Source organism: Sphingomonas sp. UV9 (assembly GCF_004101245.1).
Taxonomy (GTDB): domain Bacteria; phylum Pseudomonadota; class Alphaproteobacteria; order Sphingomonadales; family Sphingomonadaceae; genus Sphingomonas.
On sequence record NZ_SCIN01000001.1, the window covers coordinates 1,347,154 to 1,371,391 of the forward strand.

17 protein-coding genes and 1 tRNA gene are annotated in these 24,238 nt (G+C 65.4%); 11 read left to right on the forward strand and 7 right to left on the reverse strand.

Going from position 1 to position 24,238, the window contains the following annotated elements; translation table 11 throughout:
* The first annotated feature begins 209 nt into the window (after positions 1-209).
* Positions 210-2,453: an EAL domain-containing protein gene (locus EQZ23_RS05980; protein WP_128453637.1), complete on the forward strand. Its 2,244-nt coding sequence runs from the start codon at positions 210-212 to the stop codon at positions 2,451-2,453.
* Between the two features lie 46 nt (positions 2,454-2,499).
* Here EQZ23_RS05980 and EQZ23_RS05985 read toward each other — a convergent pair whose 3' ends face one another.
* On the reverse strand, positions 2,500-3,840 hold the full coding sequence (locus EQZ23_RS05985; RefSeq protein WP_128453441.1) for a M20/M25/M40 family metallo-hydrolase: 1,341 nt from the start codon (positions 3,838-3,840) through the stop codon (positions 2,500-2,502).
* A gap of 190 nt (positions 3,841-4,030) precedes the next feature.
* Here EQZ23_RS05985 and EQZ23_RS05990 point away from each other — a divergent pair, with 190 nt between their 5' ends.
* Positions 4,031-4,714: a PAS domain-containing protein gene (locus tag EQZ23_RS05990; protein WP_128453442.1), complete on the forward strand. Its 684-nt coding sequence runs from the start codon at positions 4,031-4,033 to the stop codon at positions 4,712-4,714.
* 6 nt (positions 4,715-4,720) lie between these two features.
* Here the strand turns inward: EQZ23_RS05990 and EQZ23_RS05995 are convergent, their stop codons facing one another.
* Entirely contained in the window at positions 4,721-5,176 is a 456-nt protein-coding gene (locus EQZ23_RS05995; protein WP_128453443.1) for a universal stress protein, read from the reverse strand.
* Between the two features lie 135 nt (positions 5,177-5,311).
* On the opposite strand from EQZ23_RS05995, the gene EQZ23_RS06000 reads away from it, so the two are divergent.
* The 5 genes from EQZ23_RS06000 (at position 5,312) to EQZ23_RS06020 (ending at position 10,632) form a co-directional block, all read left to right on the forward strand.
* Positions 5,312-6,658: a pyruvate dehydrogenase complex dihydrolipoamide acetyltransferase gene (locus EQZ23_RS06000; protein WP_128453444.1), complete on the forward strand. Its 1,347-nt coding sequence runs from the start codon at positions 5,312-5,314 to the stop codon at positions 6,656-6,658.
* A 116-nt stretch (positions 6,659-6,774) separates the two neighbouring features.
* Positions 6,775-7,002 (forward strand): hypothetical protein, encoded by a 228-nt coding sequence (locus tag EQZ23_RS06005; protein WP_128453445.1) that lies wholly within the window; start codon positions 6,775-6,777, stop codon positions 7,000-7,002.
* A complete protein-coding gene (locus EQZ23_RS06010) occupies positions 6,983-7,372 on the forward strand; it encodes an acyl-CoA thioesterase (RefSeq protein WP_128453446.1) in 390 nt (129 codons plus the stop codon). Before EQZ23_RS06005 ends, EQZ23_RS06010 begins: the two co-directional genes overlap by 20 nt.
* Positions 7,373-7,391: 19 nt before the next feature.
* On the forward strand, positions 7,392-8,786 hold the full coding sequence (lpdA, locus tag EQZ23_RS06015) for a dihydrolipoyl dehydrogenase (protein WP_128453447.1): 1,395 nt from the start codon (positions 7,392-7,394) through the stop codon (positions 8,784-8,786).
* A gap of 418 nt (positions 8,787-9,204) precedes the next feature.
* Positions 9,205-10,632, forward strand: a complete 1,428-nt coding sequence (locus tag EQZ23_RS06020; protein ID WP_240663303.1) for a hypothetical protein — start codon at positions 9,205-9,207, stop codon at positions 10,630-10,632.
* A gap of 7 nt (positions 10,633-10,639) precedes the next feature.
* Here EQZ23_RS06020 and EQZ23_RS06025 read toward each other — a convergent pair whose 3' ends face one another.
* The 4 genes from EQZ23_RS06025 to EQZ23_RS06040 all read right to left on the reverse strand — a co-directional run bounded on the left by EQZ23_RS06025 (position 10,640) and on the right by EQZ23_RS06040 (position 13,871).
* The gene (locus EQZ23_RS06025) at positions 10,640-11,737 is read right to left on the reverse strand and encodes an RcnB family protein (protein ID WP_128453448.1); all 1,098 of its coding nucleotides are present in this window, start codon (positions 11,735-11,737) and stop codon (positions 10,640-10,642) included.
* A gap of 119 nt (positions 11,738-11,856) precedes the next feature.
* Complete coding sequence (locus tag EQZ23_RS06030; RefSeq protein WP_128453449.1) at positions 11,857-12,348, reverse strand: GAF domain-containing protein; 492 nt, start codon at positions 12,346-12,348, stop codon at positions 11,857-11,859.
* Positions 12,349-12,705: 357 nt separating this feature from the next.
* Entirely contained in the window at positions 12,706-13,158 is a 453-nt protein-coding gene (gene arfB, locus EQZ23_RS06035; RefSeq protein WP_346427810.1) for an alternative ribosome rescue aminoacyl-tRNA hydrolase ArfB, read from the reverse strand.
* Positions 13,152-13,871, reverse strand: coding sequence for an RNA pseudouridine synthase (locus EQZ23_RS06040; RefSeq protein ID WP_128453450.1), 720 nt, complete (start codon positions 13,869-13,871; stop codon positions 13,152-13,154). Before EQZ23_RS06040 ends, arfB begins: the two co-directional genes overlap by 7 nt.
* 71 nt (positions 13,872-13,942) lie before the next feature.
* On the opposite strand from EQZ23_RS06040, the gene EQZ23_RS06045 reads away from it, so the two are divergent.
* Entirely contained in the window at positions 13,943-14,668 is a 726-nt protein-coding gene (locus EQZ23_RS06045) for a M15 family metallopeptidase (protein WP_240663305.1), read from the forward strand.
* Between the two features lie 25 nt (positions 14,669-14,693).
* Here the strand turns inward: EQZ23_RS06045 and EQZ23_RS06050 are convergent, their stop codons facing one another.
* Positions 14,694-15,158: a hemerythrin domain-containing protein gene (locus EQZ23_RS06050; RefSeq protein WP_164913388.1), complete on the reverse strand. Its 465-nt coding sequence runs from the start codon at positions 15,156-15,158 to the stop codon at positions 14,694-14,696.
* 432 nt (positions 15,159-15,590) lie between these two features.
* Here EQZ23_RS06050 and rpoB point away from each other — a divergent pair, with 432 nt between their 5' ends.
* From rpoB to rpoC, 3 genes are all read left to right on the forward strand, one after another.
* Positions 15,591-19,772 (forward strand): DNA-directed RNA polymerase subunit beta, encoded by a 4,182-nt coding sequence (rpoB, locus tag EQZ23_RS06055; RefSeq protein ID WP_128453453.1) that lies wholly within the window; start codon positions 15,591-15,593, stop codon positions 19,770-19,772.
* Positions 19,773-19,779: 7 nt separating this feature from the next.
* A tRNA-OTHER gene (locus EQZ23_RS19755) sits at positions 19,780-19,850 on the forward strand.
* A gap of 45 nt (positions 19,851-19,895) precedes the next feature.
* Entirely contained in the window at positions 19,896-24,182 is a 4,287-nt protein-coding gene (gene rpoC / locus EQZ23_RS06060) for a DNA-directed RNA polymerase subunit beta' (protein WP_128453454.1), read from the forward strand.
* The last annotated feature ends 56 nt before the right edge of the window (positions 24,183-24,238 follow it).

Consider the following 24,238-nt stretch of genomic DNA (forward strand, 5'->3'; position numbering starts at 1 on the left):
CCGGGCCGTCACTTAGCCCCGATCTGGCCAGCGATTGCATCCATTATGGTGCCATGCAAACTTTCCGCTAACCACCGTGTCTTAAAACCGACGTCGTGAGTTCCAAATCGCCTTTCCTATCGCGCCGGACCAGCGTCGATGTTCCCACCTTGCTGGGCTTGCGCGATGGCGCGGATCCGGCCGAATGGAGCCGCATTCGCGCTGCGCAGATGTTCGCGGGGCGGCAGATGGCGATGTTCCTGCTGACCGCGAACGTCTTTGCGGCGATGGCGACCGCGGCGTTGCTCGATGGCCTCTCGCCGTTCTGGCAGATCGCGACCTGGTTCGCGTCGGTCGTCGCGATTGCCCTCGCCGTCGCGTTGCGTCGTCTGGCGACGCACCGCCGCGGCGATGGCTATGCGAGCGTCCGCGACGTGCGCAACACCGGCTGGGACGGGTTGGCACTCGCCTTGGCCTGGTCCACGGTGCCGGTGCTGTTCTGTACGCACGCCCCGGCGGGGACGACCGCCGGACTGGGGATCACGCTGGCCGTGCTCATGACGGCGGCGGCGTTCGCGATGGCGCCGCTGGTGCTCGCGACGCTGATTTTCCTCGGCTATCTCGGCGCGGCGATGGTCATCCAGCTCGCGATGGCGGGGTCGGGTGCGGCCGCGGTGGGGATATTCGCCTTCACGGCGATCCTGATGATCGTCTGCGTCAGCCGCGCGCGGGCGCTGGTGCTGATCCGCGCCGGCGAGATCGCGCTGGGCGAACGCGACGAGACCGTCAGCCTGCTGCTTCGCGAATTCGAGGAGACCGATGCCGACTGGCTCTGGGAAACCGATACCGCGCGCCGGGTCGTGCGGGCCTCGGCGCGCTTCGTCCATGCCTGCCGGCTCGATGCGGGCGACGTCGAGGGGATGCCGATCCTCCGGATCCTGGCGGGGCCGACCTGGGAGACGGGGAATTTCTCTGCGGGGCTGCGCACGCTCGCCGAAAAGCTGAAGGCGCGCGAGGGCTTTCGGGATCTGCGCCTGCCGGTACAGATTGACGGGCAGGATCGCTGGTGGGAACTCGCCGCCTCGCCGCGGTTCGGCGACCTCGGCGAATTTATCGGTTTCCTTGGTGTCGCCTCCGACATAACCGAACAACGCGCCTCGGCTGATCGGATAAACCGCATGGCACGGTTCGATACGCTCACCGGACTGCCCAACCGGCTGATGGTCAACGAGACGTTGGTGAAGACAATCGCCGAGGCCGATCGGTCCGGCGGCCGTTACGCCTTCATGATGCTCGATCTCGACCGTTTCAAGGCGGTCAACGATACACTCGGCCACCCGATCGGTGATCGCCTGCTCGGCCGAGTCTCCGAGCGTCTCGATCAACTGATGGGTGAAGCCTATCTGTGCGGTCGTTTGGGTGGCGACGAATTTGCCGTTGTCGTCCGGGATGCCAGCGATACCGTCGCGATTGAACGGCTCGCGCAGCGCATCATCGAGTCGCTCTCGCTTCCGTACGAAATCGATGCCCACACGCTCTACATCGGGGCGAGCATTGGCTTGGCAATTGGCCCTCGCGACGGACGTACCGCCGAAATGCTGGTGCGCTCTGCCGACCTCGCACTTTACCGCGCCAAAGACGCGGGTCGTGGTGTGTTTCGTACCTACGAACCTGAATTGCACGCCCAGGCCGAGGAACGCCGCGTGCTGGAGGCGTCGCTGCGAACCGCAGTCGAAAATGGCGAAATGCATCTCGAATATCAGCCTGTCGTCGATGCAAAAGCGGGACAAATCAGGGGTTTCGAAGCGCTACTGCGGTGGAAAAGTCCGGAATTCGGAACGATTTCGCCGAATAAGTTCATCCCGCTCGCCGAGGACGCGCGACTGATCGCGCCGATTGGCGCCTGGGTCGTGCGCACCGCCTGCGCGGAGGCGGCGAAATGGCCGTCCGATATCCGCGTCGCGGTCAATATATCGGCAAACCAACTCCAGAATCCTGGCTTCCTCACTACCATTGCATCGGCACTGTCGAACGCCGGGCTTGCTCCCGAGCGCCTCGAACTGGAGGTGACCGAAAGCGTGTTCCTTCACGAAGAGCTTGGCGTCGCCCGGGTGCTGGGGCGACTGCTCGATCTTGGCGTGCGTCTGAGCCTCGACGATTTCGGCACCGGCTATTCTTCGCTCGGTTATCTCAGCCGCACGCGGTTCTCTTCGATCAAGATCGATCGCAGTTTCATTCACGACGCGGCCAAGGGCGTTCGCGAAGCCGTCGCGATCGTGCGGGCAGTGATTGCGTTGGCCGAGAGCCTCGACATGGCAACGACGGCGGAGGGCGTCGAAACCTACGTGGAGCACAAGATGGTCCAGCAGTTTGGCTGCACCATGGCCCAAGGCTATTATTTCGGGCGCCCCATGTCGGTCACGGACGCGCGCGCCCTCGTCAATCGCCGGTGGAAAGCCTCGGCTGCTGCCTGACCACGCTTACCTTCGGATCAGGCGGGCAGTTGTCTCTAGGGCGCTCTTACCGCCGTCGCTCCCGTCCTCCGAAACTCACTACGCTTTCGGCGCCATTCGCCGACAGTGCCGAGACTCCGACGAAGTTGTCGTCCACTGGCACCTGCACGAGCAGCGTTTCCGTGCCCTTCACGTCCTGAGTCTCTGCCCAGTCCTGCGCGTCGTTGTGACGCCAGCGTACTCGATATTCTACGGCGCCCGGTACCGCTCTCCACTTGACCGTCGTGTCGCGCGACAGCGCCCCGGCGATCGTCACGTCCTCCGGCGCGGCGGGCGCGTCGGCGATCTGGGTGAGGGTGGCGACGTTTATGGCGGTCACCTGTGAAAGATACACAAAATCCATGCCTTCGATCGTGTCGCCGTAGACGACGCCTTTCTCGGTGCGGAGGTCCTGGTGCTGGCGGTCCCAGTTCTCCGCGGCGACCGAGAAGCGCACGGCGGGATAGCCCAATTTGAGGAAAGGCTCATGATCGCCGCCGCGGCCGAACCGGTCCGGCCGCCGATCGAGCATCACGTCGAGCCCACCGGGGATGTCGCCCGCGATCCCGTCGATCGCCTTGGCCAGCGCACGGCTGGGGCCATCGTCCTCGCCGCCCTCGGCCCGGCGGCCCTGCTGCGCGACCATATCCTCGGAGGCGCGGATGCCTTCCGAGAACACCCGGACCTTATCGGCGACACGCACCCCGCCCTGCCCGACCGTATTGCCGACGATGTCGTTGTTGAGCATCGCCGACACCTTCCAGCCCCGCGCCTTGGCGGTATCGGCGAGCAATTCCGCGCCCCACAGGCCCTGCTCCTCGCCCGAGAACACCGCGTAGACGATGGTCGCATCGAAGCGGCGCTGCGACAGCAACCGCGCCGCCTCGAGCACCAGCGCGACGCCGGACGCGTTGTCGTTCGCGCCCGGCGCGTCGGAGGTGATGTTCATCACGTCGGTCACCCGGCTGTCGATATGCGCGCCGACGATCACCACGCGGTTGGGGTCGCGGCCCTTCTGGATGCCGAGCACGTCCTCGACGACGACCCCGGTGGGCGCACGCGGCCCGGTGAAGGTCCGGGCGATCCGTTCGACCGTGATGCAGCCGCCGCACGTCGCGCCGATCGCGGTGAAGCGCTGCGCCGCCCAGGTTCGCGCAGCACCGATGCCACGCCTGGGATCGGTGGTGGTCGACGCCGTATGACGTGTGCCGAAGCCGACCATCGCGGTGACGTCCGCCTTGAGCCGGGTCGCGGACGGCGCGGGAAGCGGGGCTGGCGCAGGTACCCTGGCAGGCGCAGGTACCCGGGCAGGGGGGGTGGAAATCGGGGCGGCGGCTGCGAGAAGCAGCGGGACTGCAAATATGGGCATGGCCAATCGTGCCCGCATCGGACGCGCGGCTCAAGCCAGGAAATGCAACGCGCCCGACCTGCATCCGCCAAGCACCGTGGATCGTAGCTCCGCACGCAGATCAATATAAGTTCACTTTATAGTTATGCTTTATGTTTCAGATAGCTAAGGCAGAGTAACAAACGCGGCATCGGGTTTTCGGGGAGCCAAGATGATACTGGGTCATTCGGTTTCGACTGCTGCGGGGGTTATCCAAACAATCGACGAATCCGTCGCGACGATATTGCAGCGCACGCAGAAGCAGCTTGTCGGCCTGTCGTATATGTCGATCACGCATCCGGGGGACATCGCCCGCAATCTTGCACAGGTCGCGGCGCTCCAACCCAGCGGGAACTCGGCACGAATACGAAAACGCTATATCGGCGGCGATGGCGCGGTCATCACGCTCGAAGTCCAGGTTTCGCGAATCGGCAGCTGCAGCGACGGACACCTATTCGGCACGTTGTCGACCGTGCCGCCAGCCCTACCCGCGATTGCCGGACTCGCGGCCGAGGACACCAAACCCTATCGGTTGTGGCGTCGGGCAAAGGATCTGCTCGCCGTCATGCGGTCGCGCGATAGCATATTGGGCGGCGAGCTGTTTTCGGACCACGCCTGGGCGAGTTTGCTGATCGTCTACGTCGCAGAGGCCGAGAGCCGGATCGCGACGGTGGAATCGATCGTCGCGCAGCTCAGCCTATCGCGTCCCATGCTTGTGCGCTGGCTCCGCGTGCTCCAGGCGAAATCGCTGATCGAACAGATCGACCACCACCTCGATGCGGTGCAACTCACCCAGACCGGGATCGAGCGTATCGAGCGGTTGCTCACGACCAGGACGCCCGTCCCGGCTGGCTGACGCGGCTCAACTCAGCCGGTCGATCGCCTCGCGAGTCAGCGATCCGGGGATGATCATCACCGGCACCGGCAGCGCTCCCGCATCGGCACCGGTGAAATGCGCGATCAGTTCGCCCGGTGCACCGGTCGCTGCGGCCCCCAGCACCAGCGCCGCGATCTCGGGGTTCGCCTCGATCATCTCGCGGATGATCTTCGGCCCCTCGCCTTCGCGCACCGTGATCGACGGACGCAGCCCGGATTCCTCCAGCAACGTGCCCGCTGCCCCGGCGACAAGCCCCTCGGCGTGGAGGTGCGCCTCCTCCTCGATCGTCGCCTGGACGCCGCCGAACGCGATGAACTCCTGTGGCGGGATCACGGTGAGGATCTCGACGCCGCCGCCGGTCTTCACCGCACGCCGCGCGGCGAAGCGCAGCGCGATGCCGGCTTCGGGACTGTCGTCGATAACCACCAGATAAATGCGCATTTTGGCCCCCGTTATGCGACGTAGGTGGCCCGAAGCCGCGCACGACGCAAGACCGTCCACTTGTGCCGACGGGGTTGACCCGAGCGGGCGAGGGCGCGAGTAGGCATGCCGTTACGTCACGCCCTGGGGAAATCCATGTCGATCGAGATCAAGATGCCTGCCCTGTCCCCGACCATGGAGGAGGGTACCCTCGCCAAATGGTTGATCAAGGAGGGCGACGTCGTGAAATCCGGCGACCTGATGGCCGAGATCGAGACCGACAAGGCGACGATGGAATTCGAAGCGGTCGACGAAGGCACGGTGGTCAAGATCCTCGTCGCCGAGGGTACCGACAATGTGAAGGTCGGCACGGTCATCGCGATCATCGCCGAAGAGGGCGAGGACGCATCGTCGGTCTCGTCGACGCCTGCCAAGAGCGAGACGCCCGAGCCGGCCGCCAAGGAATCCGAAGCCAAGCCCGATCCCAAGGATCCCAACGACACCGGCAGCGAGGCCAAGCCGGTCGAGCGGACCGAAGCGTCGGCCGAGGATCATGGCCGTCCCGACGACGCCGGTGCGGCCAAGCCCGCCGCCAGCGGTGAGCGCGTCAAGGCGAGCCCGCTCGCGCGCCGCCTCGCCGCCGACAAGGGCATCGATCTCGGCGCCGTGTCGGGTTCGGGGCCGAAGGGTCGCATCGTCAAGGCCGACATCGACAGCGCGAAGCCGGGTGCGGCGCCTGCCGCGAAGACCGAAACCGCTGCTCCGACGGCTGCGGCCCCTGCTCCCGCCGCCAAGCCCGCCGCCGTGCCGGACATCCCGCACGAGGCGACCAAGCTCAGCAACGTCCGGAAGACGATCGCGCGTCGCCTGACCGAGTCGAAGCAGACCGTTCCGCACATCTACCTGACCGTGAACATCCGCCTCGATGCGCTGCTCAAGCTGCGCGGCGAGCTGAACAAGAGCCTCGAATCGCGCGGCGTGAAGCTGTCGGTCAACGACCTGCTGATCAAGGCGCAGGCCGTCGCGCTGATGCAGGTTCCGACCTGCAACGTGATGTTCACGCCCGACCAGCTGATCACCTTCCAGCGTGCCGACATCTCGGTCGCGGTGAGCACGCCGTCGGGGCTGATCACGCCGATCATCGTCGGCGCGGACACCGCCTCGCTGTCGTCGATCTCGACGCAGATGAAGGACCTCGCCGCCCGCGCGCGCGACGGCAAGCTCAAGCCCGAGGAATATCAGGGCGGCACCGCCTCGATCAGCAACATGGGCATGTTCGGCATCACGCAGTTCGACGCGGTCATCAACCCGCCCCAGGCGATGATCCTCGCGGTCGGTGCGGGCGAGAAGCGTCCGTACGTCGTCGGCGACGAACTGACCGTGGCGACCGTGATGTCGGCAACCGGCAGCTTCGATCACCGCGCGATCGACGGGGCCGACGGCGCGCAGTTCATGAAGGCGTTCAAGCACCTCGTCGAGAACCCGCTGGGCATGCTGGCGTAATCTGGCCGACATGAACACCGCCTCCCCAGCCCCGTTCGTCCTGAGCGCAGTAGAAGGGCATGAGACTCATGTACCTCGACTTCGCCCGGCACGAACGGTTTAGGGGGGTGTTGGACATGAAGCAGACGAGGATCGAGATCCTGCACATCCTTGCAGGGCTCGTCGTCGCAGTCGCGATAACCTGGGCGGCGGCGTGGTCCTATCCGCTCGGGCAGGACGTGATCTGGGCGTGCGGGGCCGCGGCGATGGTCGCGACCGTGGTGATGGGCATGGGGCCGCTGCGCCGCGCCCGCCGTCTCGACCAACATCCCGCAGGAGTACAGCATGACCGTCCTGCCCCCTAATACAGCACCGACGATTCGCGTCACCGCGATGCCCGCCGATGCCAATCCGTATGGCGACATCTTCGGCGGCTGGCTGATGGGCCAGATGGATCTCGCGGCCGGCTCGGTTGCCTCGCGACGGAGCGGCGGGCGCGCCGTCACGATCGCTGCCGACGCGATGAAGTTTCACATGCCCGTCGTCGTCGGCGACGAAGTGTCGGTCTATGCCGAGCTGAGCGCGGTTGGCCGCACCTCGATGACGATCGAGGTCGAGGCCTGGCGCCGCGCGCGCCACAGCAACGACAGCTGCAAGGTGACCCAGGCGCGCTTCATCTTCGTGGCGGTCGGCGACGACCGCAAACCGCGGCCCGTGCCGCCCGAAACCAACTGATTTTTCAAAGGACGTCTACGTGGCTGACACATACGATCTCGTCATCCTTGGTTCGGGCCCCGGCGGCTATGTCGCCGCGATCCGTGCCTCGCAGCTCGGCCTCAAGGTCGCGATCGTCGAGCGCGAGCGGCTCGGCGGCATCTGCCTCAACTGGGGCTGCATTCCGACCAAGGCGCTGCTGCGCACCTCGGAAATCTATCACTATATGCAGAATGCCGAGAGCTACGGCCTGAAGGCGGACAATGTCGGCTTCGACCTCGCCAAGGTCGTCGACCGCTCGCGCAAGGTTGCCGGCCAGTTGAACGCGGGCGTGAAGGGCCTGATGAAGAAGAACAAGGTGACCGTCGTCGAGGGCGTCGGCACGGTAACGGCCAAGGGCAAGCTGTCGGTCAAGCAGGGCGACAAGACGGTCGATCTCGAAGCCAAGAACATCATCGTCGCGACCGGCGCGCGCGCGCGCGACCTGCCGTTCGCCAAGGCCGACGGGAAGACGATCTGGACCTACCGCCACGCTATGGTGCCGACCGAGATGCCAACCAAGCTGCTGGTCATCGGTTCGGGCGCGATCGGCGTCGAGTTCGCCAGCTTCTACAATGACATGGGCGCCGACGTGACGATCGTCGAGATGCTCCCGCGGATCCTGCCGGTCGAGGACGAGGAGGTGTCTGCGTTCATGGACAAGGCGCTGACCAAGCAGGGTATCAAGCTACTGACCCAGACCGGTCTCGAGGCGCTGGCGCCATCGGCAAACGGCGTCACTGCGAAGATCAAGGGCAAGGACGGCAAGGTCACCGAGGAGACGTTCAGCCACGCGATCGTCGCGATCGGCATCGTCCCGAACACCGAGAATATCGGCCTGGAGGCGCTCGGCGTCGAGACCGACCGCGGGCACATCAAGACCGACGGCTATGGCCGCACCAATGTCGACGGCATCTGGGCGATCGGCGACGTCACCGGCGCGCCGTGGCTCGCGCACAAGGCAAGCCATGAGGGCATCATCGCGGTCGAGAAGATCGCGGGCGGTTCGCCGCACCAGATGGACAAGGCCAACATCCCCGGCTGCACCTATTCGCGGCCGCAGGTGGCGTCGGTCGGCATGACCGAGGCCAAGGCCAAGGAAGCCGGCTACGAGCTGAAGGTCGGCAAATTCCCCTTCATCGGCAACGGCAAGGCGATCGCGCTGGGCGAGGCGGAAGGCTTCGTAAAGACCGTGTTCGACGCGAAGACCGGCGAGCTGCTGGGTGCGCACATGGTCGGCGCGGAAGTGACCGAGCTGATCCAGGGCTATGTGGTGGCGCGCCAGCTCGAGACGACCGAGGCCGAGCTGATGGAAACGGTGTTCGCGCACCCGACGCTCAGCGAGATGATGCACGAGAGCGTCCTCGCCGCTTACGGCCGCGCGATCCACTATTAAGGCGACCTCTCCATCCTCCCCCGCCAGGGGGAGGTGTCAGGCGCTTGCCTGACGGAGGGGGAGGTAAGCGACTCCTTCGGTTGCGTGTCCTCCCCCTCCCCCTCCGTCACCTTCGGTGCCACCTCCCCCTGGCGGGGGAGGATCAGAGCCCGAGCCTCGCCCCCCTTCCCGTCATCCCCCCTTGCCGTCATCCCCCCTTGCCGTCATCCCGACGAACGTCGGGACCCATGGTGCCACCCGCGACGCTTCTGGCGCCGAATCCCGACAATCGTCGGAATCACGTTGAGTGATACGCATCCCATCACCCAGCCCATCGCCCCCGGGTAGCGAACCGTCTCGTTTCGGCCCTACTTCACTTGACCCGCCGCCCGCGCCTCCCGAAAGGCCGCACCAGCCAAACCGGGTACGGGAACTGCCAATGCCGATCGACACTGGGGCGCGCCGTATTTCCTCCCGCAGCATCGGCATCACGGCCGCCGCATTGTGCCTGGCCTCGCTCGCGCTCTTCTGGCCGGGCATCGCGATGTACGACACCGTCGCGCAATATACGCAGGTGCTGTCGCGGGTGTACGACGACTGGCACCCGCCCGCGATGGTCCGGCTGTGGGTCTTGCTCGCCCCGCTCGGCGGCGGCGCCAAGCCGATGCTCGTCCTGCAACTCGCCACCTACTGGCTCGGTCTCGGTCTGATCGCGGCCGCGCTGGCGCGAACCGGGCGGGGCCGCAGCGCCGTCGCGATCCTCGCGGTCGGCCTGTTGCCACCGTTTCTCGGCTGGCAGGGCGTCGTGCTGAAGGACGCGCAACTGACCGGTGCGTTGCTCGCGGCGCTCGGCATCGTCGGCTGGTACAGACTTGCCGGTCGCCCGGTCTCGCGCGCGGCGTTGATCCCGGTCACGCTGCTGCTCGCCTATGCGGTGCTGGTGCGCGCGAACGCCGTGTTCATCGTCGTGCCGCTGGTGGTGGCGCTCGCGCCGCGCCCCGCCGGTCTCGTCGCCAAGACCGTTACCGGCCTGATCGCGGTGGTCGCCGTGCTCGGCATCGCGCCGATCATCAACCACCAGGTCCTCGGCGCGCAACGCAGCGGCGTGGAGTCGACGCAGGCGCTGTTCGACCTGGCCGGGATCGCCGCGCGCGTGCCCGACGGCGACGCGATCGGTCTGACGCCGGCCGAAGCCGCCACCGTGATCGCCCGCCGCTGCGCGAAACCGTTCTTCTGGGATCCGCTCGGCGACGACGCGCATTGCGGGACGACGATGGCGCGGCTGAGAGCGTTGCCGACCGCGACGCTCTACGTCACGCTCGCGTCCGCGGCGCTGCATCACCCGATCGCCTACGCGACGCACCGCTTCGCGCATCTGAACGCGACCGATCGCTGGCTCGTGCCGTTCCACTGGCCGAGCGCCGCGCCGCCGACCGCGTCCGAACCCAATACGCTCGGCCTCGCCGACCCCAACGCCGCCGCCCGCGCCTGGGAAGGCCTGACCGCCGCGGTCGTCGAGACGCCGCTGGGCTGGCCGATCGCGTGGATCGTCGTCGCGATCACCGCGCTGGCGACATGCCTGTCGCGCCGACGCGACGCCACGCGCGACTTCGTCACGGCGCTGCTCGTGTCCGCGCTGGCGCTCGAAGCGAGTTTCGCGGTGCTCAGCATCGCCTCGGACCTGCGCTATCACCTGTGGTCGATGATCGCGACCGCGGTGGCGGTGGTCCTGCTTGCCGATCGGCCTCCGCCGCTGCGGACGCTGAGCGTCGGCGCGGCGGCGCTCGCGATCGTGATCTGCGGCGGGCTAGCTGCGCGCGTTATGCTGCCCCTGCCACCGCAGAGTTACGTCGGCATGCTCGGCTGAACCGGCCTTATCGCCGCCTGACCTTCCGCCGCGGATAGGAGTCGTAATATTCGGTGGTGGTCGTCGTCGTGGTCGTCACCGGCACCGACTGCACGATCACCGTCGTCGAACCTGCCGGATATGCACCGCCGCTGGTCGTCGTGACCGTCGTCGCACCATCGGGCGAAACCCATGTGCCACCGGGCGCCACCGCATAGCCGCGTGGCTGGGCATAGTCTGCGCCGTACGGCGGGGGCGCATAGTCGTCCGCGTAGGCGGGGGCCGGCGATTCATAGTCGCCGGCATAGGCCGGCGGCGGTGCGTAGCCCGCTCCATAGCCCGCCCCCCGTGGCGGTGGGGGTGGAGGCGGCGCAGGACGGCCCCGGTCCTCGGTCTTGTCGATCGCATAGCCTGCCGCCGCGCCGACGCCCGCGCCGATCAGCGTACCGCCCAGGCGATTGCCGCGACCCGCGATGACGTTGCCGGCCACGCCGCCGGCAACCGCGCCGATCGCGGCGCCGCCGAGCCCGGTGTCGCGCCGCGGCGCACCGCGGTCGCCTGGCCCGGCATAAACGGAGTCGTTGGCGGCATAGTCGCGCGGGCTGATCGCGACGTACCCGTTGGAGCCCCCATTGGAATCGTAGCGATCCCAGTCGATGTCGCTCGCCGTGTCGTAGACCGATCCGCGCGCGTCGATCAGCACCGCGTCGTCATAATAGCGCGCCCAGTTATAGCCCTGCGGCGGCTGCGGAAGGCCGTAGGTCGACCAGTCGCCGATATAGAAGCGCGGTGCGTTCCAATAGGTCGGCACGGCCCAGCCGCGGTGCGGGCGACGATATCCGGCCCAGCCGCCGGGCGCGTTGGCGCCACCCCACCAGCGCCCGCCGATCTTGCTGCCCCAGCGCGGCTGGCGGCGCGAGGCGACCGGCGGCGATCCGACCGGTCGCGAGGACGTCTGAACGATCGGCGGACGCGCGGCCATCGGTCCCGGCCGACGGGGGTTGGCCATCGGTGCCTGCATCGTCGCGCCCGGCACGCCGTAGCTGGCGCCGGGGCGTTGCTGCGCCTCCGCTGCACCGCCACCGGCGAGGACAAGCCCTGCGCTCGCGATCAAAAGGCTCCGCATGTCCGTCTCCCTGGTTCCGCCACCCCATCCCGCGCAAACGCCGGATGTCTTAACGGGTTGCTTACCAAAGCCGCAGGCAAGTCACCAGCGAGCGTACCGTCCCGAAACGGATCAGGTGCTCAGAGCCGTTCGCCGAGCAACGCGGCCAACGCTTCGCATCCCGCGGCGTCTTCGGCATCGAACCGCGCGGGTTCGGGGCTGTCGAGATCGAGCACCGCAACCAGCATACCGTCCTTCGTCACCGGCACGACCAGTTCGGAGCGGCTCGCGGCGTCGCAGGCAATGTGGCCGGGGAACGCGTGGACGTCCTCGACCAGCTGCGTCGTCAGCGTCGCGGCGGCGGCACCGCAGACGCCCTTGCCGACCGGGATGCGGATGCACGCGACCTTGCCCTGGAACGGGCCGAGCACGAGTTCGCCGCCCTGTGCTTCGGGCACCAGCCGGTAGAAGCCCGCCCAGTTCAGGTCGGGCAGATATTCCCACACCAGCGCCGCGGCGTTCGCCATGTTGGCGATCGGATCGCGCTCGTCCGCGGTCAGCGCGTCGAGGGCGGCGAGGAGGTCGCGGTAGAGATCGGCCTTGCTGCCGGCTGAGATGTCGAACTGGTACATGGCGTCTTCCTTGGTCGGCTTCGCGCCGGATGATCGCGGAGATAGGGGTTGGGGAACTGGAAAACAGGGCTTGGGGTAATGGAGAGTGTTTTGAGATCGAACACGACGCCTCCGACATCCAACCCACAATACCCAACGGTCACCCGCCCGTGACCATCCTCAACCACCTCCGTCACCCCAGCGAACGCTGGGGTATCATCGAGGCGCGGGCGGCGCACACCACGGGGATACCCCAGCTTTCGCTGGGGTGACGGACTTGGTGGGGGGGGTGACGAAACCGGCGGGGTGACGACCTTGGCGATCTGACGAACTTGGCCGGGATGAGGAGCGTGGCTGAGAACAGCCCGCCCCCCCCCCTCAATCGTCGCGGACCTTGCCGCGCCCGGCTTTCACTCCGCTGCGCACCTTCTTCGTATCGACGCGCCGTGCCTTCGCGGCCTTGGACGGCTTGGTCGCGCGCCGTGCCTTCGGGACGATCGTCGCCTCCTTGATCAGCGCCACCAGCCGTTCGCGGACTTCCTGCCGATTGAGCAGCTGCGACCGCGATCCTTCGCTGCGCAGCACCAGCACGCCGTCGCGCGTCAGGCGCGAGCCCGCCAGCACCGCGATGCGGTTCTTCACCGCCAGCGGCAGCCCCGGCGACAGGCCTACGTCGAACCGCAGGATCACCGCGCTGTCGGTGGTGTTGACGTGCTGGCCGCCCGGGCCGCCCGAGCGGGTCGTGCTTTCGATCAGCTCGCTGTCGTCGATCGAGATCGATCGGGTAATCGGGATCGCGACCATGAGCCCCCTCCCCTCAGCGCTCAGCAGTCGGTGGAGTCGGGCGTCGTCACCGCGTCGGCGATCGGTGCGCCATCGGCGACCGGAGCGGCCTCGTCCGCGAACCCGGCCTTGGCGAAACGCTCGGGCAACGGCGCCTCGGCGAGCACGTCGGGCTTGCCCGGACGCGGTACGATCAGCCGCTGCGCATGGAGCATCATGCCGAGCCCATCCGCCTTGCCGTAGACGCCGTCGCCGACCACCGGCGCGCCGAGGCCACTGGCGGCATGCACGCGGATCTGATGCGTGCGGCCGGTTTCGGGCAGGAACTCGACCAGCGAGCGGCCGTCTTTGATCTCCAGCACGCGCCAATTGGTCCGTGACTTCTTGCCGTCCGGGTCCTCGACCATCCGCCAACCGGTCTCGGCGGTGCTCACCTTGCCGAGCGCCATCTCGATCAGACCCGACGTGCCCTCGACCACGCCGTCGAGCAGCGCGACATAGCGCTTCGAGACGAGACCCTGTTCGAATGCCTGCTGTAACCGGGCATGCGCCTTCGGATTACGCGACAGGAGCAAGCAACCGCTCGTATCCCGGTCCAACCGGTGGACCGCTTTGGGCCAGCGCTGGAAGCCGAACTTCAGGCTTTCGAGATGATTTTCGAGGCTCAGCGAGCCATCGCGGGGCGGATCGACCGGCAACCCTGCGGGTTTGTCGATTACCAGGGCCTCGCCGTCGAGGAAGAGTACGCGTTCACCATGCATGCCGCCGCCCTTGCCATCATTAGCGCCTGCGTGCCAGAGCCGTCGCGATGTTGCACCGTATAGTTGCCCTTGTGCTGGTCCTGGCACCGACCGTCGCCGAGGCACAAATGTGCGAAGGCCAGAGCGCCGCGATCAGCGCCGATGGCCGTGCGTTCGGACATCTTCCCTACGGTGATGCCGCGGAAACCGAACTCGTCACGCTGCCGTCATACTATTCGGTGGGCAACCCGTGCGTCGTCCGCGCGGACATGCTGCCCGACCTGTTGCGCCTGTTCGCGGCGGCGCAGGGCGATCCGTCGGTCATGGGGCAGTTGAAAGCGCTGTCGTGCCAGCGCTCGATCGCCCGGCAGCGCGCGGTATTCTGCCGCGGCGGCGGCAGCGATCCTGCCGACCGCGCAATCTCGGTCGCGCCCCCTGGCTATAGCGAGCACTCGACCGGTTACGCGCTCGACTTCGCGGTCCGCCCGGCGAACGGGTGTCCCGATGCGGAAGCGTGCATGGCGGCAACCCCTGCCGCGCGCTGGCTGCGCAAGAATGCGCCGCGCTTCGGGTTCGAACAGAGCTTCCCGGGTGGTAACAAGCAGCACGTCAAATGGGAGCCGTGGCACTGGCGCTGGGTAGGCGCGACCGCGGATGCGCCGGGCGCGGCCAAGGCGCGCTTCGTGTTCGCGCGGGCCCGATCGCTCTATCCGGCGAACCCAGCGGTGCAGCCGCTCGTCTTGAAGATCATAGCGCAGCCACCGCTACCGACGCCGACCGCGCCCCCGGCCACCACGAAGAAGAAGCGGCGACGCTAGCCGCGATCGGCGAAGTTCTCCCCGATCAGTGCAGCACCAAGCTACCGGCCGGCATCACGCCGTCCTGCAACGCATGATCGTACAGCAGCTTCGTCTCCAGCTTTACCTGCTCCTGCAGCCGGTTCATCATCGACTCGGCCTGGATCCCGAACAGCTTCCAGTCGCCCGGCCCGATCACCGGCAGCCAGCGACCGATGAACGCCTTCCAGTCCGAACGGAGGATATCGAGATCCTCTTCCATCATCGCAATCGTGTCGGACGAGCAGCGCGCCTCCATCGCGACCGCGGTGCGATCGATCACTTCGTCCTCGACCTTGAGGTGGTCGGCCACCGAAACGGCCAGCTCGATAAGCTTGCGCGATGCTAAACCACTCTCGGCGCTAGACTTTTGTGAAAGTGCTGCGAGTATCGCGCATTGATCCGCGATGCGTTCATGGTCGTCGATCAACCGCACCCAGTTTGCCCGATCCTGGTCCGATACTGGTTTCATATCGTTCATTCCGCCCTCAACTGTACCGAACATACGATCGAACTCTCGTGAAGGATGCGCCTAGTGCTATCGACAGTCTCTGATCTATAGTATTTTCGACAGCCTGGATGAGGGATATCGACCCCTTGCGCGGTTTCGATCGGCGCTCGATCGGGACCGGATCGGCGCTCGGCCTACGGGAGCTCCCGTTGACAAGACGCCGCCGCGCACCTAAATCCCCCTCTCACCACAGCATCCGGGAAATGACAGGCCGTCGCGCAGCGTGTCGATCGTATTGGATACCGAGGTTTCATACGCTGGAAGCCGCCGCACCTGATGCGCGCGGCCTTTTTGCGTTAGCGTGCGTCTCGTTTGGGGGTTCCCAGACACGAATTTACGGCCGACGCGTCAGTTTTGTGCTGACCCGTCAGTTTTATAGGGCGAATTAAACCTATGGCTTCCAAGGCGATCAACGAGGGCGCTCCCAAGCAGCGCGGCGAGAGCGGTACGGCAAAGCGCCGCATCCGCAAGGTTTTCGGCAACATCCACGAAGTCGTGCAGATGCCGAACCTGATCGAGGTCCAGCGCGAGAGCTACGAGCAGTTCCTGCGCTCCGACAAGTCGATCGGCCATGTATCGGGTCTCGAGAAGACGCTGCGCAGCGTGTTCCCGATCCAGGATTTCGCCGGCACCGCCTATCTCGATTTCGACGATTACGTCCTTGAGCCGCCGAAGTTCGACGTCGAGGAATGCCGCCAGCGCGGGATCACCTATGCAGCCCCGATGCGCGTCACGCTGCGTCTGACCGCGTTCGAGGTCGATCCCGATACCGAGGCCAAGTCGGTCATCGATATCAAGGAGCAGGACGTGTACATGGGCGACATGCCGCTCATGACCGAGAACGGCACGTTCTTCATCAACGGCACCGAGCGCGTCATCGTCAGCCAGATGCACCGTTCGCCGGGCGTCCTGTTCGATCACGATCGCGGCAAGACGCACGCTTCGGGCAAGTATCTGTTCGCCGCGCGCGTCATTCCGTATCGCGGTTCGTGGCTCGATTTCGAGTTCGACGCCAAGGACATCGTCAACGTCCGCATCGATCGCAAGCGCAAGCTGCCCGTCACGGCGCTGCTCTACGCGCTCGGCATGACGTCGGAAGAGATCCTCAACTATTTCTACAACCGCGTGACGTTCGTCCGCGGCCAGGGTGGCTGGATCGTTCCGTTCCAGGTCGAGAACTGGCGTGGCCAGAAGCCGATGTTCGACATCGTCGATGCGAAGACCGGCGAAGTCGTGTTCCCGAACGGCCAGAAGATCTCCCCACGCGCTGCGAACAAGGCGTTCAAGGACGGTCTCACCGACCTGCTGATCCCGACCGAGGAAATCTTCGGCCGCTATTCGGCATACGACCTGATCGACGAGTCGACCGGCCGCATCTACATCGAAGCCGGTGACGAAGTGACCGCCGAGAACCTCGAACTGCTCGATCAGGCAGGCATCGAGCGTCTCGACCTGCTCGACATCGATCACGTCGCGACCGGACCGTGGATCCGCAACACGCTTAAGGTCGACAAGGCCGAAGAGCGCGAGCAGGCGCTGTCCGACATTTACCGCGTGATGCGCCCTGGTGAGCCGCCGACGCTGGAGACGGCCGAGGCGCTGTTCTCGGGTCTGTTCTTCGATCCGGATCGCTACGACCTGTCGGCCGTCGGTCGCGTGAAGCTGAACATGCGTCTCGACCTCGACGTCGAGGATACCGTGACGACGCTGCGTACCGAGGACATTCTCGAGGTCATCAAGACGCTCGTGAACCTCAAGGACGGCAAGGGCGAGATCGACGATATCGACAACCTTGGTAACCGTCGTGTCCGCTCGGTCGGCGAGCTGCTCGAGAACCAGTACCGTGTCGGTCTGCTCCGCATGGAGCGCGCCGTGAAGGAGCGCATGTCGTCGGTCGACGTCTCGACCGTCATGCCGAACGACCTGATCAACGCGAAGCCTGCGGTTGCCGCGGTCCGCGAATTCTTCGGCTCGTCGCAGCTGTCGCAGTTCATGGATCAGACCAACCCGCTGTCGGAAGTCACCCACAAGCGTCGCGTGTCGGCACTTGGACCAGGTGGTCTGACGCGTGAGCGCGCCGGCTTCGAAGTCCGCGACGTTCACCCGACGCATTACGGCCGCATCTGCCCGATCGAGACGCCGGAAGGCCCGAACATCGGTCTGATCAACTCACTCGCCAGCTTCTCGCGGGTGAACAAGTACGGCTTCATCGAGACTCCGTACCGCAAGGTCGTCGACCACAAGGTGACCGACGACGTCGTGTACCTGTCGGCGATGGAAGAGGCCAAGCACACGATCGCGCAGGCCAACGCCGAGCTCGATTCGTCGAACGGCTTCGTCGAGGAGCTGGTGTCGTCGCGTCAGGCTGGCGAATTCCTGATGGCGCTGCCCGACAACATCACGCTGATGGACGTCAGCCCCAAGCAGCTCGTCTCGGTCGCCGCATCGCTCATTCCGTTCCTGGAAAACGATGACGCCAACCGAGCCCTGATGGGCTCGAACATGCAGCGTCAGGCCGTGCCGCTCGTCCAGGCCGAGGCGCCGTTCGTCGGCACCGGCATGGAAGAGACCGTGGCACGGGATTCCGGCGCTGCGATTTCGGCCAAGCGTGCGGGCATCGTCGACCAGGTCGACGCGGCACGTATCGTGATCCGTGCAACGGGCGAGATCGATGCCGGCAAGTCGGGCGTCGACATCTACACGCTGATGAAGTTCCAGCGCTCGAACCAGTCGACCTGCATCAACCAGCGTCCGCTGGTGAAGGTGGGCGATGCGGTCCGTGCCGGCGACGTGCTCGCCGACGGCCCGTCGACCGAGTTCGGCGAGCTGGCGCTGGGTCGCAACAGCCTCGTCGCGTTCATGCCGTGGAACGGCTACAACTACGAGGATTCGATCCTGATCTCCGAGCGGATCGTGAAGGACGACGTGTTCACGTCGATCCATATCGACGAGTTCGAGGTGATGGCCCGCGACACGAAGCTTGGGCCTGAGGACATCACGCGCGACATCCCGAACGTCGGCGAGGAAGCGCTTCGCAACCTCGACGAAGCGGGCATCGTGTACATCGGTGCAGAGGTCGAGCCGGGCGATATTCTCGCCGGCAAGATCACGCCGAAGGGTGAATCGCCGATGACGCCGGAGGAGAAGCTTCTCCGTGCGATCTTCGGTGAGAAGGCCAGCGACGTGCGCGATACGTCGCTTCGCCTGCCGCCGGGCGTGTCGGGTACGGTCGTCGACGTTCGCGTCTTCAACCGTCACGGCATCGACAAGGACGAGCGCGCGATGGCGATCGAGCGCGAGGAGATCGAGCGCCTGAAGAAGGATTCGGACGACGAGCGTTCGATCCTGAACCGTGCGACCTGGTCGCGTCTCCGCGAGATGCTGCTCGACCAGACGGCCACCTCGGCGCCCAAGGGCGTCAAGAAGGGCGTCGTGATCGACATGGATCTGCTCGACAGCGTCGACCGCCACGAGTGGTGGAAGTTCGCGGTCGCCGAGGACAAGGTCCAGAGCGATCTCGAAGCGGTCAAGATCCAGTATGACGATGCCGCCAAGCTGATCACGGACAAGTTCCACGATCGTCGCGAGAAGCTGGAGCGTGGTGACGAGCTGTCGCCGGGCGTGCTGAAGATGGTCAAGGTGTTCGTCGCGGTGAAGCGCAAGCTGCAGCCGGGCGACAAGATGGCCGGCCGTCACGGGAACAAGGGCGTCATCAGCCGCATCCTGCCGGCGGAGGACATGCCGTTCCTCGCCGACGGTACGCCGGTCGATATCGTGCTCAACCCGCTGGGCGTGCCGTCGCGCATGAACGTCGGACAGATCTTCGAGACGCATCTGGGCTGGGCCGCACGCGGTCTGGGTCAGTCGATCACCGCGGCGCTCGAGACGTGGCGCGAAGAGAACCCCGAGGCCAAGCCCGGCGCGATGCCGGAGGCGGTCCGCGATCGTCTCAAGACGGTATATGGCGAGCAGTATCACGCCGAGATCGACGCCCGTTCGGGTGACGAGATTGTCGAGCTGGCCAAGAACCTGAAGGGCGGCGTGCCGATGGCGACGCCGGTGTTCGACGGTGCCCGCGAAGCCGATGTGTCGGCGATGCTGGCGCTGGCGGGTCTCGACACGTCGGGTCAGTCGGATCTGTTCGACGGTCGCACCGGCGACCAGTTCGATCGCAAGGTGACGGTTGGGTATATCTACATGCTCAAGCTCCACCATCTGGTCGACGACAAGATCCACGCACGGTCGATCGGGCCGTACTCGTTGGTCACGCAGCAGCCGCTGGGTGGTAAGGCGCAGTTCGGTGGCCAGCGCTTCGGCGAGATGGAGGTCTGGGCACTCCAGGCCTACGGCGCGGCGTATACCTTGCAGGAAATGCTGACGGTGAAGTCGGACGACGTGGTCGGACGCACCAAGGTCTACGAGGCGATCGTCAAGGGCGACGACACGTTCGAGGCCGGCATCCCGGAGAGCTTCAACGTGCTCGTCAAGGAAATGCGCTCGCTCGGCCTGAATGTGGACCTGAAGCAGTCGGAGCCCGGCTACGACAGCGACGGCATCCAGATCGCGGCGGAGTAAATTTACGGCTAGTGTGGCGGAAATGGTAGACGCACGACGGAGTGGTCGAGGATGCAGGTTCGAAACCTGCCGCTAGCCAACGTAAATTTCGCAGGAAATTTTCTCCCAAACGGGAACTGAAATATGAACGAAATGACCCCCTTCGCCAATCCGGTCGCCAAGACCGAGACGTTCGACCAGATCCAGATCGGCATCGCGTCCCCGGACAAGATCCGCAGCTGGTCGTTCGGCGAGATCAAGAAGCCCGAGACCATCAACTATCGCACGTTCAAGCCCGAGCGTGACGGCCTGTTCTGCGCGCGCATCTTCGGTCCGATCAAGGATTACGAGTGCCTGTGCGGCAAGTACAAGCGCATGAAGTACAAGGGCATCGTTTGCGAGAAGTGCGGCGTCGAGGTTACCGTCTCGAAGGTCCGCCGTGAGCGGATGGGCCATATCGAGCTCGCCGCCCCGGTCGCGCACATCTGGTTCCTGAAGTCGCTGCCGTCGCGCATCGGCCTGCTGCTCGACATGCAGTTGAAGCAGCTCGAGCGCGTTCTGTACTTCGAGGCGTACATCGTGATCGAGCCGGGCCTGACCCCGCTCGAAAAGTACCAGCTGATGACCGAGGACGAGCTCCTCGACGCGCAGGACCAGTATGGCGAGGACGCGTTCTCGGCCGGTATCGGTGCCGAAGCGGTCCGCATCATGCTCGAATCGCTCGATCTCGTCGGTGAGCGCACCACGCTGCTCGAAGAGCTCGCGGTCACCAAGTCCGAGCTGAAGCCCAAGAAGATCATCAAGCGCCTGAAGGTCGTCGAGAGCTTCATCGATTCGGGCAACCGCCCCGAGTGGATGATCCTCGAGGTCGTGCCGGTCATCCCGCCCGAGCTGCGCCCGCTGGTGCCGCTGGACGGTGGTCGTTTCGCGACATCGGATCTGAACGATCTGTATCGCCGCGTGATCAACCGCAACAACCGCCTGAAGCGCCTGATGGAGCTTCGCGCGCCGGACATCATCGTCCGCAACGAGAAGCGCATGCTGCAGGAGGCCGTCGACGCATTGTTCGATAACGGTCGCCGCGGTCGCACGATCACGGGCGCCAACAAGCGTCCGCTCAAGTCGCTGTCCGACATGCTCAAGGGCAAGCAGGGCCGCTTCCGCCAGAACCTTCTGGGCAAGCGCGTCGACTATTCGGGTCGTTCGGTCATCGTGACCGGGCCTGAGCTGAAGCTGCACCAGTGCGGCCTGCCGAAGAAGATGGCGCTCGAGCTGTTCAAGCCGTTCATCTACGCACGTCTCGATGCCAAGGGTCTGTCGATGACCCTGAAGCAGGCGAAGAAGTGGGTCGAGAAGGAGCGCAAGGAAGTCTGGGATATCCTGGACGAGGTGATCCGCGAGCATCCGGTCATGCTGAACCGTGCGCCGACGCTTCACCGTCTTGGCATCCAGGCGTTCGAGCCGGTACTGATCGAGGGCAAGGCGATCCAGCTTCACCCGCTGGTCTGCTCCGCGTTCAACGCCGATTTCGACGGCGATCAGATGGCCGTGCACGTTCCGCTGAGCCTCGAGGCCCAGCTCGAAGCGCGCGTCCTGATGATGTCGACGAACAACATCCTGTCGCCCGCCAACGGCAAGCCGATCATCGTCCCGTCGCAGGACATGGTCCTGGGTCTCTATTATCTGTCGATGATGAAGGAGAACGAGCCGGGCCAGGGGATGCTGCTCGGTGACATGGCCGAAGTGCACCAGGCGCTGAACGCGCAGGCGGTCACGCTGCACACCAAGGTCATCAGCCGCGTTCCGCAGACCGACGAGAAGGGCAAGCAGTACCTCAAGCGGTACGAGACGACCCCGGGCCGCATGCTGCTGGGCGAGTGCCTGCCGCACAGCCACAAGGTGCCGTTCGACACCGTCAACCGTCTGCTCACGAAGAAGGACGTGGGCGACGTGATCGACGAGGTCTATCGTCACACCGGCCAGAAGGAGACCGTGCTGTTCGCCGATGCGATCATGACGCTCGGCTTCCGCCACGCATTCCGCGCCGGCATCTCGTTCGGCAAGGACGACATGATCATTCCGGACGCCAAGGTGGGTCTGGTCGACGACACCAAGGCACTCGTGAAGGACTTCGAGCAGCAGTATCAGGACGGCCTGATCACGCAGCAGGAGAAGTACAACAAGGTGATCGACGCCTGGAGCCGTTGCGGCGACCAGGTCGCGAACGCCATGATGGACGAGATCCGTGCGGTGAAGGTCGACGAGGACACCGGCCGTGAAAAGCCGATCAACTCGATCTACATGATGGCCCACTCGGGTGCTCGTGGTTCGCAGGCACAGATCAAGCAGCTTGCGGGCATGCGCGGCCTGATGGCCAAGCCGTCGGGCGAGATCATCGAAACGCCGATCATCTCGAACTTCAAGGAAGGCCTGACCGTCCTCGAATACTTCAACTCCACCCACGGTGCTCGTAAGGGCCTCGCGGATACGGCGTTGAAGACCGCGAACTCGGGGTATCTCACGCGTCGTCTGGTCGACGTGTCGCAGGATTGCGTCATCATCGAGCCCGATTGCGGTACCACGCGCGCGCTCGAAATGAAGGCGATCCTTCAGGGTGGTTCGACGATCGCAAGCCTCGGCGAGCGCATCCTCGGTCGTACGACCGCGGAGGACATCATCGATCCGAAGACCGAAAAGGTCGTCATCCCATCGGGCACGCTGCTCGACGAGGCGATGATCACGACGATCGAGGCGCTCGGCACGCAGTCGTGCAAGATCCGCAGCCCGCTGGTCTGCGAATCCAAGATCGGCGTGTGCGGCAAGTGCTACGGGCGCGATCTCGCCCGCGGTACGCCGGTCAACATCGGTGAAGCTGTCGGCGTCATCGCCGCGCAGTCGATCGGTGAGCCGGGCACGCAGCTGACCATGCGTACGTTCCACATCGGTGGTGCAGCGCAGCTCAACGAGACGTCGAACCTCGAGGCGCATGCCGACGGTACGGTGCAGTTCCGCGATCTGCGTATCATCGTCGACCAGCGTGGCCGTCGCGTGGTGCTCAGCCGCTCGGGCGAAATCGCGATCGTCGACATGGACGGCCGCGAGCTCTCGGTCGATCGCATCCCTTACGGTGCGTACGTGCTGTTCGACGATGGCCACATCGTGTCGCGCGGCGACCGGATGGCCGAGTGGGATCCGTTCACCATGCCGGTGATCACGGAGAACCCGGGCACGATCAAGTATGTCGACCTGATCGAGGGCAAGACGCTCACCGAGCAGACCGATGAAGCCACGGGCATCGCCCAGCGCGTCGTGATCGAATATCGTGCGGCGACCAAGTCGAAGGAGGATCTGCGTCCGCGCATGACCCTACTCGACGAGACGTCGGGCGAGACCGGCCGCTACATGCTGGCGATCGGTGCGACCTTGTCGGTCGAGGATGGCGCACAGGTGTTCGGCGGCGACGTCGTGGCCCGCGTCAGCCGCGAGAGCGCCAAGACGCGCGACATCACCGGTGGTCTGCCGCGCGTTGCCGAGCTGTTCGAGGCGCGTATCCCCAAGGACTCGGCGATCATCGCCAAGATCTCGGGCCGCGTGGTATTCGGCAAGGACTACAAGGCGAAGCGCAAGATCGGCATTCAGCCCGAGGATGGCGGCGACGTCGTCGAGTATCTGGTGCCGAAGTCGAAGGTCATCGACGTGCAGGAAGGCGATTACGTCAAGCGCGGCGACAACCTGATCGGCGGTTCGCCCGATCCGCACGACATCCTCGAGACGATGGGTATCGAACCCCTCGCCGAGTATCTCGTGTCGGAAATCCAGGAGGTCTATCGTCTCCAGGGCGTGAAGATCAACGACAAGCACATCGAGACGATCGTTCGTCAGATGCTGCAGAAGGTCGAGATCACCGACGGCGGCGACACCACGCTGCTGAAGGGCGAGCAGGTCGATCGCGAGGAAATGGACGCGACCAACGAGAAGCTGGAGAAGAAGCAGACCCGCGCACAGGGTAAGCCGATTCTGCTCGGTATCACCAAGGCGTCGCTGCAGACCCGCAGCTTCATCTCGGCGGCATCGTTCCAGGAGACCACCCGCGTCCTCACCGAGGCGGCTGTCCAGGGTAAGCAGGACATGCTGATGGGCCTGAAGGAAAACGTCATCGTCGGCCGGCTCATTCCGGCAGGCACCGGCGCAGGCCTCAACCGTCTGCGGGTCGTGGCGAACAGCCGCGATGCGTCGATGCGCGTCGCCCAGCGCAAGATGGCCGAAGCCTCGATCATCGCGCCCAAGGATGCGAAGGAAGAGCATGACGCCGAGCTGGCCCGCTCGGCACGCGACGCAGGCGGCACGGGTGAAGACCCGCTCGCCACGGTCGTGACCTCGGGCACCGGCACCGATGCGGATGCCGGCGAGTATCTGAACACGCCCGAGTAATCGGGCCGGGGGCATCGCACCCTTCAGGTATTGGCGCTGAAAGGCCGCCGTCCGGG

Bases quoted from the DNA above. Each gene is read 5' to 3' on its own strand.
- EQZ23_RS05995 (WP_128453443.1), bottom strand. From the start codon at position 5,176: ATGCGCATTTATCTGGTGGTTATCGACGACAGTCCCGAAGCCGGCATC.
- EQZ23_RS05980 (WP_128453637.1), top strand. From the start codon at position 210: ATGTTCGCGGGGCGGCAGATGGCGATGTTCCTGCTGACCGCGAACGTC.
- rpoC (WP_128453454.1), top strand. From the start codon at position 19,896: ATGAACGAAATGACCCCCTTCGCCAATCCGGTCGCCAAGACCGAGACG.
- EQZ23_RS06005 (WP_128453445.1), top strand. From the start codon at position 6,775: ATGAAGCAGACGAGGATCGAGATCCTGCACATCCTTGCAGGGCTCGTC.
- EQZ23_RS06040 (WP_128453450.1), bottom strand. From the start codon at position 13,871: ATGCATGGTGAACGCGTACTCTTCCTCGACGGCGAGGCCCTGGTAATC.
- EQZ23_RS06010 (WP_128453446.1), top strand. From the start codon at position 6,983: ATGACCGTCCTGCCCCCTAATACAGCACCGACGATTCGCGTCACCGCG.
- EQZ23_RS06020 (WP_240663303.1), top strand. From the start codon at position 9,205: ATGCCGATCGACACTGGGGCGCGCCGTATTTCCTCCCGCAGCATCGGC.
- EQZ23_RS06050 (WP_164913388.1), bottom strand. From the start codon at position 15,158: ATGAAACCAGTATCGGACCAGGATCGGGCAAACTGGGTGCGGTTGATC.
- EQZ23_RS06030 (WP_128453449.1), bottom strand. From the start codon at position 12,348: ATGTACCAGTTCGACATCTCAGCCGGCAGCAAGGCCGATCTCTACCGC.
- EQZ23_RS05990 (WP_128453442.1), top strand. From the start codon at position 4,031: ATGATACTGGGTCATTCGGTTTCGACTGCTGCGGGGGTTATCCAAACA.
- EQZ23_RS05985 (WP_128453441.1), bottom strand. From the start codon at position 3,840: ATGCCCATATTTGCAGTCCCGCTGCTTCTCGCAGCCGCCGCCCCGATT.
- rpoB (WP_128453453.1), top strand. From the start codon at position 15,591: ATGGCTTCCAAGGCGATCAACGAGGGCGCTCCCAAGCAGCGCGGCGAG.
- EQZ23_RS06025 (WP_128453448.1), bottom strand. From the start codon at position 11,737: ATGCGGAGCCTTTTGATCGCGAGCGCAGGGCTTGTCCTCGCCGGTGGC.
- EQZ23_RS06000 (WP_128453444.1), top strand. From the start codon at position 5,312: ATGTCGATCGAGATCAAGATGCCTGCCCTGTCCCCGACCATGGAGGAG.